Annotated in this window: 11 protein-coding genes; 1 reads left to right on the top strand and 10 read right to left on the bottom strand. The window is 41.0% G+C overall.

Annotated features, from left to right (window positions below; translation table 11 throughout):
• From VGA95_13905 to VGA95_13890, 4 genes are all read right to left on the bottom strand, one after another.
• Window positions 1-568, bottom strand: a 568-nt coding sequence (locus VGA95_13905) for a cytochrome c oxidase subunit 3 (GenBank protein HEX9667638.1), incomplete at its 3' end; no start/stop codon positions are given.
• On the bottom strand, window positions 569-2185 hold the full coding sequence (ctaD, locus tag VGA95_13900) for a cytochrome c oxidase subunit I (GenBank protein ID HEX9667637.1): 1617 nt from the start codon (window positions 2183-2185) through the stop codon (window positions 569-571).
• Window positions 2186-2217: 32 nt separating this feature from the next.
• Window positions 2218-3156, bottom strand: coding sequence for a cytochrome c oxidase subunit II (gene coxB / locus VGA95_13895; protein HEX9667636.1), 939 nt, complete (start codon window positions 3154-3156; stop codon window positions 2218-2220).
• Window positions 3153-4007, bottom strand: coding sequence for an SCO family protein (locus tag VGA95_13890; protein ID HEX9667635.1), 855 nt, complete (start codon window positions 4005-4007; stop codon window positions 3153-3155). Before VGA95_13890 ends, coxB begins: the two co-directional genes overlap by 4 nt.
• 472 nt (window positions 4008-4479) lie before the next feature.
• On the opposite strand from VGA95_13890, the gene VGA95_13885 reads away from it, so the two are divergent.
• A complete protein-coding gene (locus tag VGA95_13885; protein ID HEX9667634.1) occupies window positions 4480-5460 on the top strand; it encodes a P1 family peptidase in 981 nt (326 codons plus the stop codon).
• Here the strand turns inward: VGA95_13885 and rodA are convergent, their stop codons facing one another.
• From rodA to VGA95_13855, 6 genes are all read right to left on the bottom strand, one after another.
• Complete coding sequence (gene rodA, locus VGA95_13880; GenBank protein ID HEX9667633.1) at window positions 5461-6585, bottom strand: rod shape-determining protein RodA; 1125 nt, start codon at window positions 6583-6585, stop codon at window positions 5461-5463.
• On the bottom strand, window positions 6582-8381 hold the full coding sequence (gene mrdA / locus VGA95_13875; protein ID HEX9667632.1) for a penicillin-binding protein 2: 1800 nt from the start codon (window positions 8379-8381) through the stop codon (window positions 6582-6584). The genes rodA and mrdA overlap by 4 nt, the downstream gene beginning before the upstream one ends.
• The gene (gene mreD / locus VGA95_13870; protein ID HEX9667631.1) at window positions 8362-8853 is read right to left on the bottom strand and encodes a rod shape-determining protein MreD; all 492 of its coding nucleotides are present in this window, start codon (window positions 8851-8853) and stop codon (window positions 8362-8364) included. Before mreD ends, mrdA begins: the two co-directional genes overlap by 20 nt.
• On the bottom strand, window positions 8846-9673 hold the full coding sequence (gene mreC / locus VGA95_13865; GenBank protein HEX9667630.1) for a rod shape-determining protein MreC: 828 nt from the start codon (window positions 9671-9673) through the stop codon (window positions 8846-8848). The genes mreD and mreC overlap by 8 nt, the downstream gene beginning before the upstream one ends.
• A 74-nt stretch (window positions 9674-9747) precedes the next feature.
• Window positions 9748-10785 (bottom strand): rod shape-determining protein, encoded by a 1038-nt coding sequence (locus tag VGA95_13860; GenBank protein HEX9667629.1) that lies wholly within the window; start codon window positions 10783-10785, stop codon window positions 9748-9750.
• A 611-nt stretch (window positions 10786-11396) separates the two neighbouring features.
• Window positions 11397-12477 (bottom strand): glycine cleavage T C-terminal barrel domain-containing protein (locus VGA95_13855; GenBank protein ID HEX9667628.1); only part of this gene is annotated, 1081 nt, incomplete at its 5' end.

The raw sequence follows: 12477 nt of genomic DNA, 5'->3' as shown, positions 1-12477 counted from the left end.
AGATAAGATCGACGAGGTGCCAGTAAAGCCCTCCAATTTCAATTGGGGCGTTATATGTTTCGGAAAATTTCCCCCTGAGATTAAGGACAAGCAAAACAGTAAGAGTACTTACACCTGCGAGCACATGCAACATATGCAGCCCTGTCATCATGAAGTAGAGTGCGAAGAAAATGCTGGTGCTCGGGTAGATGTGATGGTGAAACTTGGCACTGTACTCAAAATATTTATTAAGGCCAAATACGAGCCCGCATATTATCGTTATAGCTAAAAAGATGGTGAGAAGTTTTCGATTTCCCCTTTGAATGCAAGTTACTCCCATTGCCATTGTTAGACTGCTGAAGATCAGTATTACTGTGTTTAAGGCTCCGAGGGTTTTGTTGAGCTCAAGGTGTTGCTCCTCGAACAGCGCTGGATACTTGGCACGGAAAATTGTGTAAGCTGCAAAGAGGCCTCCAAACAGTAAAAGCTCAGTTGCTAAAAATAGCCACATGCCTAACTTAGCAGATTCATACCCAACTACTGGATCTATATGATGAACATGTCTGTGTTCAATACTTATTTCTTCCATCTACTCCTCCACCTTATTTTTTTTATTACCGTAGCCGTAGGTCCAATCAGTCACATGCGGGATCTCTTCAAAGTTTTCATGCGGTGGCGGTGATGGCACTGACCATTCTAAGGATAATGAATTAAATGGATTTTGAGTTGCCTTTTCTCCATTCAATAGGCTCCTGATTACGTTCACAGTTATTAATAAAATACCTAAGCCAAGTATCCATGATCCTATTGTAGAGAGTTCCATTAGAGGTTGGAATTTCGGCAGGTACGTAGCGTATCGCCTTGGCATTCCTTCAACTCCCAGGAGGAACTGAGGGAAGAATGTGATATTAAAGCCAACGAAAACAAGAAACCAGGATATTTTACCAATAGTTTCATTTAACATCTTTCCAAACATCTTGGGAAACCAGAAGTGTAGTGCTCCAAAAAACCCCATAACGGTCCCACCCACCATAACATAGTGCATATGTGCTACTACGAAGTATGTATCATGGAGGTGAACATCTGCAGCGAGCGCTCCAACGAAAACTCCGGTCAGACCACCGATTGTGAAGAGAAAGATAAAAGAAAGTGCGTAAAGCATGGCTGAGTGCAGCTGTATAGAACCCTTGTATAAGGTTGCTGTCCAGTTGAATACCTTTATCGCCGTTGGAATGGCGACTAGAAAGGTAAGGAATGAAAAAATGGTTGCTGCTACTTCTGATATGCCGGCGACGAACATATGATGTGCCCAAACAAGAAAGCTTATCAATGCTATTGCCAGACTCGAATATGCTATCGCTTTATAGCCGAATATGGGTTTTCTGGCAAACACCGGGATTATCTCAGATATAACACCCATCGCGGGTATGATCATTATATAGACGGCAGGATGAGAGTAGAACCAGAAGAAGCTCTGAAACAAGACAGGATCTCCACCCTTAGCGGGGTCAAAAAACCCGATACCCAGTGTTCGTTCTGCGATGAGTAAAAGGAGCGTTATCCCCACTACCGGGGTGGCAAGAACCTGTAGAATTGCCGTTGCATAGGACGCCCATATAAATAGGGGAAGACGATGCCAGGTCATACCAGGAGCTCTTAACTTATGGATTGTAACGATGAAGTTAAGTCCGGTTAAAATTGATGAAAATCCAAGTACAAAAACACCCAAGGTGATCATAACGACGTCGGTGCCAGTCTTAATGCTGTAAGGAGTATAGAAGGTCCATCCAGTATCCGCGGGTTGCAGCAGTGCAAAGAGAATAATAGTGGCTCCAAGGAGATAGAGCCAGTAACTACCGAGGTTAAGGCGTGGAAATGCTACGTCAGGGGCACCAATCATCAAGGGGATGAGGAAATTCCCAAAGCTTGCAGCAAGTCCTGGCACTATGAAGAGAAAGACCATGATTGCACCATGAAGAGTAAAAAGCACATTATATGTGTGAGGATCCATGATGTTTTTTTCCGGAGTCAGCAGTTCATATCTCATGAAAAGCGCGAATATGCCCGCAATTACGAAGAATGTAGAGATAGAAGTAAGGTACATAATTCCAATTCTCTTGTGATCTGTCGATAAAATCCAGGACAAAATCCCCTTCTGTTCTAAAAAGGGAACCGGTAAAGTCTCTGCAATTGTATGATTTGCCATTTAAAAACCTCCCAATAAATCACAGATAAAATTTATTTTAGAGTCTTCATATACGAGATTAATGCCGAGATGTCAGCATCACTTAATATCCCTTTGAAAGAAGGCATTACGGGCTGATATCCCTTTACGATTTTTGCCTGGGGTTCCAAAATAGATTCACGTATGTAATTTTCATCCGCTGTTATTTCTTCTCCGTTTTGCATTGCTACTTTATGACCGACTAAGCTCTTCCATGATGGTCCAACACCGGTACTTCCATCCAGACTATGACATGCATTACAACCGCTTTGCTTGTATATTTGTTCTCCTCTTTCTGCATCGGGAAGTGAAGCTACTCCAATCTCTTCTGTAACCCCAGCACCCTTTTCCCATATATCATATGCCTCAGGGCTCAGGACAACCACTTTTCCAAGCATTTTTGAGTGGCCTGTTCCACAATATTCAGCACAGAATAGTTGAAAGGTTCCGACTTTCGTGGGGGTAAACCAGAGTTGAGTATACCTCCCCCCAAGTATGTCCTGTTTAACACGGAAGTCCGGGACAAAAAAGCTGTGAATAACATCCTCTGATCTCATAACTAGTTTAACCGGCCTATTTTGTTGAACATAGAGTTCATTCAGTGTTTTCTTGCCGTTATAGTATTCGAACTGCCATAGCCACTGTTTAGCCGTGACATTTATTTCTGTCGCATCTGCCGGGGGATTTCTCATATCCCTGAAGACTACAAACCCATATACAAATATCACCATTAATAGGATGGATGGTATTACAGTCCATATTAACTCAAGTGTTTCATTTCCGGTAATGTATGGTGTTTCTTCATCCTCTCTTCTTCTTCTGTATTTAACTGCGAAGAATATGAGGAGAATTGAAACAATGAGGAAGAAGATTACGGAAATGACCGTTATAAAAAGTAAAACTCCGTCAACCTTAGTTGCGAGATCTGAAGCTACTTCAGGTATCCAACTCATCTAAGACTTTGTTTACCTCCATCACTGCTTTGGCTGTTCTTTTCTTTTTTCCAGTAGTACGTTAAAAAAAGACCCAGCGAAATAAGTGTTATCACTCCCCCGGCTTTAACTATTTTTAAAGCTTGAAGAGCGTATCTTTTTCCAACGGGATCAAACTCATAACAAAAAAGGAGAACTTTATTCAGTACCTCTGAAGACCCGATCTTTCCGTCCGACGCTTCGAGTAATGAAAGCTTCATCTCTTTAGGTTCGAATCGAACTCCATAGAGGTAACGGGAAATTCTCCCATCCGGAGTGATAAAAATCAAAGTTGTAGGATGTGCAAACTCTTCTCCATCCTTTTTGTATTTAAACCCGACTGCTTGTGTTAATTTGGAGATATTATCTTCATCACCGGTAAGAAAGAGCCATTTCTTTTCAGCAGATTGCTCTTTTTTTAACTTACCACGGTACTTAACTGCCTTTTTTCTGGCTATGTCCGGTTTTTCGATTGGGTTGAAGCTTAGCGTTGCTAATTTAAAATCCCTTCCTAGGTAGAGAGAAGAAAGTGCATTTATGGATTCTAATGTTCCATTCAAGGTTAAACTGCATAATTTCGGGCAACTGAAATAAGCTAGGGATAGGATCAATGGCTTGCCATCTTTAAGTAAATCTCCAAGGAATATTTGATTGCCATCTTCGTCAAAGAATTTTAAATCCAGTGGTATTGCGTCACCAAGTTTTTCGTTGACACCAATATCCTTTACGTCTGCCTCGTTGGTTAGGGCACCACAGACTACTGCGGAAATTGTTAAGATCAATAATGCCAAAATATTTATTTCAACTTTAGATGTGGATGAGGACTTGAACATTTTGAGAAGCATTAATTCAAAGAGTCAGGCTCTGATTTGGTTAATTGATGTTTTTCTCTAACCACGCAGTTGAAATCATTTCACTATTGAGTGGTTACAATTAATCTTTTAACTTGGTGTACTTAAGAATGCGTGTTACTAATCCTAATTAACCCCTGAAAATCCAAAAGAACGGAATTGATTTTAGCCGAATATGGTATTCTGTCAAGTGATTACAAGAGATAATTGTACGAGGGTTGATATCATAAGGATTGAGAGGGCATTGAATTTATGGAAGCGTCTTAGTTTAATTGGGTTGTAACCCCATTTAGGTTACGGTACATACGGATAAATCCCTTCCTACAAAGTAGAAATCATTTTTCAAAATATTTCCGATCTGAATTCGTCTGAGTTCTTTCACGACAGATTGTACATAGAGTAATAGTCAATTTTATGAATTTGGAAATGGATAGTAATAAATTAAACTGTAGGCATGGGTTCTATTACTGATGTACCTGGTGTGAGGGTTGGGCATGCTTCTGATTTTGATGCAATAACAGGCTGCACAGTCATTTTATTTGATGACGTCGCCAATGGTGCCGTCGACTTGAGAGGGGGTGGAACCAGTACTAGGCAGATAGATTCTCTACTTCCACACAACACATTCGGGAAGATACAGGGGGTGCTCCTCACCGGGGGTAGTGCATACGGACTTGATGCATCGGGAGGGGTGATGAGATACCTTGAGGAGAGGGGACAAGGATTTCAAACTTGTTATGGTTTGGTTGTTCCTGCGGTTCCTACTGCGGTTTTGTTTGATTTGGGTATAGGAAATGGGGAAATAAGACCCGATGCGAAGATGGGGTATGAAGCATGCCTAAAAGCCACTTCAAATCCAGTCGAAGATGGTAGTGTTGGCGTGGGAACCGGGGCGACAATTGGAAAGCTTTTAGGATTAAAGAATGCTACGAAGGGTGGAATTGGCTCGGCAAGTCATACCTTCGAGAATGGTGTAGTGTTGGGGGTTTTGGTTGCCGTGAATGCCTTTGGAGATGTAATATCGATCGAAGATGGTGGAATTATTGCCGGCGTAAGAAATTCAAACGATGGGGTGAAATTTCTCGGGACTGTAAATCTAGTCAAGAGTGAGGTAAAAAAGGAGTTAGAACCCTTTATGAGCACAACTCTGGCGGTCGTAGTAACAAACGCGGGATTTTCAAAGCAAGAATTATTTAGGATTTCTGCGATCGGACAGACAGGGATAACGAGGGTGATCTCTCCTTCAAATACGACTGCGGACGGTGATCTGGTATTTGCGATTTCTTGCGGTGATTCTCAGGGCGATGCTAATACATGCGGAATTATAGCGGCGGAGCTAATATCAGATGCAATAATTAGTGCCGTAAAGAAAGCAAGAAGCCTCGGAGGCATTCCGTGCTGGAGAGATATACATAAACGAAAGAAGCATATCTAACTAAGCAAGGTCGAGTGCCTCTTTCACAAGAGGCGTCCTTCTCATCCTTATTCCTAGTACAATTCCTATTGCTAGTAGTGAAGCGATAGTCGAAGAGCCACCATAGCTTAGCAGCAACATCGGTACGCCGGTAACGGGTAGTATTCCGATGACCATACCCACATTTATCACGGTATGCCAAAAATACATTGCAGCGATACCAAAGCATATTAGCATTGTGAATTTGTCTTTGGAACGACTTGCGGTATCTAAGATCCAAAGTATGATGAGAAAATAAATGACGAGTGTAATAATTGCACCGACAAATCCCCATTCTTCGGCAAGGACTGAAAAAACAAAATCGGTTTTCTGTGCCGGGATAAATCGTAGTTGCGTTTGAGATCCGGTTTTGAAACCTTTACCGATAAATTTTCCGGAACCAACCGCAATCTGTGATTGTATTGCGTTGTACCCAGAACCTAGTGGGTCTTGCGAAGAGTCGATAAAAGTTACGACTCTTTCTTTCTGATAATCCTTAAAAAGGAAATTCCAGCTAGAGAGAGAAAGCCCTATAATAACTATGAACAGAAAGAGTAGAGATTTAATCCGAATTCCCATAAAAAATATAATGCTTCCCGATATCAAAATTATAACGAAGGCAGTACCAAGGTCAGGCTGTACCATTACAAGGACTACTGGTATTGCTAAAATAAGTATCGGTTTTACGAGGTCACGAATTCCGTATGGGCCGGGCTCGAAATCGTTATCATAAAATTTGGCTAACGCAATTATGATTGTCAGCTTTGCAAACTCAGACGGTTGAATATTTATAAGATGACCTAATGATATCCAGCTCTTTGATCCTGCAACTTCTTTACCAAATAATAGGGTGATGATTAGAAATATGATTGTTATTGCATAGATATGCGTGGTATATCGTTTAATGGTTTTGAAGTCTAAAAATGATACTAAAATCATTCCGATTAAACCTAAATTCACCCAAACTAATTGCTTTTTGAAGACATAGTATTCGGTCTGAAATGAAGCACTGTACAGATTTACAAGGCCGATAATCGAGAATGCGAGAGTCAATATGAAGAGTCCCCAGCCATAATTCTTAAGCAGCCTTCTATCAAACATCATCATACATTTCCCTCTTCTTTCAATTTGACGTAGGTTTCGAGGATCCTTCTTACGATAGGAGCAGCAACTGCTCCACCACCACCTCCATGTTCGACAATAACGGTTACAGCAATCTCCGGATTATCGGCAGGCGCATAAGAAGTGAACCATGCATGATCCTTGTGAGATGCTTTATCGCTGTTTGAATTGAGTGCTATAACTTGAGCTGTACCTGTCTTGCCTGCTACTTCTATGTTATCGATCCTGGAAGCCCATCCTGTTCCACCCGGTTCATTGACTACTCCTTTTAGAGCCTTCATGATAACGCTAATCGCGTCTTCGTTTACGGGTATACGTGCGTTCTCTTCGGGAGAGATGTTTAGTAGAACTTTACCATCAGGAGCAGTCACCTTTTTTACGATTTGGGGTTTAAGGAGAACCCCTCCGTTCGCTATGGATGCAGTCATCAATGCAATCTGAAGTGGAGATACGCTTAAATATCCTTGACCGATGGATGTTACAATCGTTTCTCCCATGTACCATGGCTTCTTGAGTGTATTCAATTTCCATTCTCTGCTTGGGGCGATTCCTGTTTTCTCATTAAGGGCGATGCCCGTCGGGCCACCAAAGCCAAATCCTTGGATATACTTTGCAAGACGGTCGATTCCGAGTTTTTCAGCAACGTGATAGAAATAGACATCGCATGATTGTACAATCGCCTGATGTAGGTTTAAAAGCCCGTGCCCACCCTTTTTCCAACATCTAAATGTTCTGTTGCCGATCGTATAGCTGCCTGGGCAATAGAATCGGGTCTGCTCATAAACTACCCCCTCACTAAGCGCAGCAGACGCGGTTACAATTTTAAATACCGAACCAGGTGCGTAAAGACCTTGCGTGGCGCGGTTAAGCAGTGGGGAACTACTGTTAGTTTTTAGCTTATTCCATTCGGTGGAATCCATACCATCAATAAATTCTTCTGGATTGAAAGTTGGATGACTGACCAATGCTAACAACTCTCCTGTCCTCACATCTACGGCAATCACAGCGCCAGCCCTTTCTCCCAGAGATTCTTCGGCCGATTTTTGGAGATCTATGTCTATTGAAAGTACTACGTCGCTTCCAGGAATACTATCCTGGCTCCTAAGATCTCTTTCCAGCAACCGCCAATTAACCTCTCTACCTTGGGCGTCGGTTATCTTTTGCTGGTATCCATCTTCTCCAAGGAGATAATTGTCAAAAGCTCTTTCTACCCCGTTTTTCCCAACTAAGGTGCCCGGAAGTAAATTCGGGTGTACAATAACATCGTCTTTGCTCGCCTTTCCTAAATAGCCAATAAATGGTGCTCCGATTTCCCTGTATGGGTATTCGCGGGTGTGGTTAATCTGAATAAATACTCCCTGTAGATAGATCTTTCGAGCTTCGATAAACGCAAGTTGGTCCCGATTAATATCTTTAGCAATAACTGTAGGTAAAAATCGGTTTGCCTTATAAGCTTCTGATATCTTTTTCTTGATTTCACCGGCGTCAATCTCTAAGGCTTGGGAAAGGCTATTACTTATACCATCTATATCTTTAGTGTCATTTGGAAATACATAAACATCAAAGGAAGATCTATTGATTACGAGCTCCCTGCCCCTCCTATCAAGAATCCTTCCCCTGGGAGCTGGAAACCTGGTTACGCGAACTCGATTATCTCGTGAGAATTTTTCATATTCGTTGCCTTTCAGGATTTGCATATACCACATCCTCCCCGCGAGGATCAAAAACACTTGAATAATGATTACGGTTGCTATAATTAGCCTATTTTTGTATTCTTTCATGGATTTTCTTTATCATTAAATAGAGTGGGAGTCCAATTAGTGTGTTTATGGCTCCCTGTTTTAATATCACGTAAAGAGAAACACTAAGATCAATTTCGGAGTTAATTTTAATAACAACCCAAATAAAAAACCATGAAAAAATAGTACTGAGAAATATTACGATCAATAAGACTGGAATTTGTTGATAATAGATGTTATTGGTAGTACCACGAATTGCAGCATAGATACTAAGTCTTGATAGTGCATTCACTCCTATAAGCCCGCCTGACAGTACATCCATCAAATATCCATTTCCCAGTGCAAAAATCGAACCACCTTTAACGTCCGAGAGCATCGCAATAATTATTATTAAAATTAGATTGAAGTCTGGGCTAAAACTTCCAATTTTGATTGGAGCAAGCAAAGTAGATTGGAGTACAATAAAAAGCAGGGACAGAGAGATAAAAAATATGGCAGTAATTGCGTTATTCATTTAATTCCATTTTGTCCGAGGGATCACGTATTACAAGTACCTCTTCTAGTGAGTTCAATTCCACGTTTGGGGATACTTTGGCACTTAGAAAATTACCTTTTCTTTCGATTTCCTCTACGGTTCCTATGACAACACCTTTAGGGAAAAATCCGTCTTTTCCTGATGATATAACTTTATCACCTATACTTAGGTCTGTTTTACTCTCGATATATTCCATTACACATCCGAGGCCCGTACCCTTAACGATTCCTCTGGCCCTGGTTCGATGGATGTATGCGTCTACAGCGCTCAAGGGATCTGTAATCAACATTACTTCAGCGTCTCTATCACCGACTAGATAAACCCTTCCTACAATTCCCTCGAATGTTGCGATTGGCATTCCCTCACTTATACCATCATTATTACCCTTATCAATGATTACTACCTCTGTTCTATTTATGGAAGGGCTTCCTGCAATCACATTTGCAGTTAGTGTCCGAGCTTGCGCATAGTCTTTAAATTCTAATAATTTCTTGAGCCTATCGTTCTGTAATTTAGCTTCTAGAAGTTGCATATTTTCATGACGGAGTTGAGCATTTTCGAGCATAAGTCTCTTGTTTTCATTTCTCACGTCCACAAGATCAATGTAATTTTGCCATATATTAATCATTGAGTCTGTGACTTCATAGGTAAATTTCTGCGGATAATACGTTAGGTTAAGAATAAATTTTGAAAACGGGGCCGGCATATGTTTTTCATCAGTGGACAATGAAAAAACCTGCACTGCTAAGAGCAAGGAAAGTATTATGATTATTAACGGGTGGCGCTTCAAAAAACCCATACTTATTTGTAAGAATCCATTTGCTTGAGAGCAAATGGGATGGACTGATCAATACTAGATCCTTTGTGATAATCTCACCATAAGCTAACTTCTTTTAAGAGATCCAATTCGTCAAGAGCTCTCCCGGAACCCAGAACGACACAGGTTAGGGGATCTTCTGCCACAGTAACAGGAAGGCCGGTAGCATCGTTAATCAACGTATCAAGTCCCCCCAATAAGGCTCCACCTCCCGTTAAAACTATGCCGTTATCAACGATATCCGCTGCTAGTTCTGGTGGAGTCCTTTCCAACGTCTGCTTGATAGCTTCGACGATTGAATTTAACGGACCGCTAAGGGCTTCTCTGACTTCTTCCGAGGTTATTTCCACGGTTTTTGGTATCCCCGCTCTTAGATCCCTTCCCTTAACATTCATAGAGCCGACGTCGCCATTTCCCATGGCTTTACCAAGCCTTATCTTGACCATTTCAGCGGTTCTTTCTCCTATCAGCATACTGTAATTGCTCTTTACATACTGTGTGATTGACTCATCGAGTCTGTCCCCGCCAATCTTTACCGATTTGCTCACAACAATGCCTGCGAGGGATATTACTGCAACCCCAGTAGTTCCCCCTCCGATGTCCACAACCATGTTTCCTCCGGGCTCTGTTACTGCCATGCCCGCTCCGAGCGCTGCTGCCATGGTTTCTTCAATTAAATAAACCTCACGAGCACCCGCTGCTTCTGCAGACTCTCTCACGGCCCTTTTTTCAACCTCGGTTATACCGATCGGAACTGAAACAATTATTCTCGGTCTTACAAAGCTCTTTCGATTGTTATGTGTTTTTCTTATGAAGTACTCCAACATCTTTTGAGCGACATCAAAATCCGCAATGACACCCTCTTTCAGCGGCCTAATAGCCTTGATCGATCCAGGGGTTCGTCCAACCATGTCCTTCGCTTCTTTTCCTACTGCAAGTATTCTCTTTGATCTACCGTCATGATCTTGGATTGCTACAACAGATGGCTCGTTAGCTACTATTCCCTTTCCCTTTACGTATACTAAAGTGTTTGCCGTGCCCAAATCGACTGCTAGATCATTAGAAAACCACCCAATAATTGAATCGAATATCATGTTTCCCTCCTCTCATTGCTAACAAGGTAAGTTTAGTAAAATCAATTGAATGAAACGAAGTTGCCTCCTCCGCTTTTAGCACTGTTTAAAGCTAAAATCAATTATTGCAGATCGCGAAATACCTAATCAACCTAAGTAGTTAAAGAGATTACCTTATAACTTACATTAAGACTCAGTCTAATGTTCGTTTCCTCATTAGCAATATTAAATAAACTCCTTAATATAAAGCATACTATATACTATACTAGTACAAAATACAATGATAATCAAAATAAGGTATCCAATACATTAACAACGATAAAACTTCATCAGTTACAATGAGATTTATTTTGGTTATGAATTGCATGAGTCGTTAGTTTAGGACAGATAAGCTTAGATTAATAATATTAGATGATTAGCTGTCTATTTGTTGAAAGGACTAGTATGTTATGTAATGTCTTACAGTAACAGTGATGTAACAATGATATATATCCGGACTGCATCTTTGTGTTTGTTATTAGACTTCCGAAATGAGCTGTCAGCATATTGATCCAATATTTCCCTTTAGATAATAAAGATAGTCTGGAAAATATATGAGAACAAATTCAGCATTTTTTATTGATTTTGAGGAATCAGTTTCGGTTATAAAACGGTATCTGACTGACTTCAGCTGCAACAGTTTTGCTTGATTCCATCTTAATGGTAACTTGAACCCCTGGCTTGTTGAATTCTCTTCTTATATACCCCAGTGCGATTATTTTAGTTAACTTGGGTGAGTATGCGCTGCTTGTGATATATCCAATTTCCCTTTCACCGATTATGACTTTGCTATTCTTTTGGGGCATATAATCACCATCAATTCTAAAACCTGCAAGATGCCAGTTTACATGTCCCCTCCATTTAATCCTCGCTATTACCTCTTGCCCGACATAGCATCCCTTATCAAAGCTCAACGCGTTCCATAGCCCGGCTTCGATAGGGATGGTATTTTCATTCATATCAACGCCATACCTGGGAATTCCTGCTTCAATCCTCAGGGTTTCAAACGCAACAAGACCGACTGGCCTGGCTTCGAATTCCTGTCCCTTTGCTATTAAGCTTTCCCAGAGGGTTTTATTTACGCCATCGGATGAAACAAATATATCAAACCCCAGTTCTCCGGTCCTGTTTACGTAAGCTATCAAAAGCTCTTTGCCATTTATATCACCCAAGAAAAAGCTGTATTCTTTTAGATCAGGGATTTTTTTCCCCAACGTTTTTTCAATGAGTTTTTTTGAATTCGGTCCCTGTACTGAAATAAGTGATAGGCTTTCAGTTAGATCTTCAATATCTACCTTATAAGAAATCTTATATTTTAAGAGTAGTTCTATAACTTTTTCGTTAAGGCCTGGTTCTAATTCAATAAGTACAGACGCTTCCTTCCTATAGAGCTTCATGTCAGCGATGATTCTTCCTTTTGGTGTAAGAAAGGTTGCATACTGTCCATCGCCCTCTTCGAGTTTTTTTACATCGTTTGAAAGTATCCCTTGAAGAAATTTAATATGCTCCTTACCGCCAAGCCCTATCTTTCCATGGTGTGATAAATCATGGATTCCCACATTGTTTCTGACTGCGTTGTATTCGTCTAATACATTGCCGTAGCTTTTGGGCATTATCCGCCCTGAGAACTCTTCGAATTCTGCTCCCTGTATTGCTTGAATATTGTATAGTGGC

Source organism: Thermodesulfobacteriota bacterium (assembly GCA_036397855.1).
Lineage (GTDB): Bacteria > Desulfobacterota_D > UBA1144 > Nemesobacterales > CSP1-2 > DASWID01.
The sequence above is the reverse complement of the archived record's forward strand: the minus strand, read 5'-3'. Positions and strand labels throughout refer to the sequence as shown.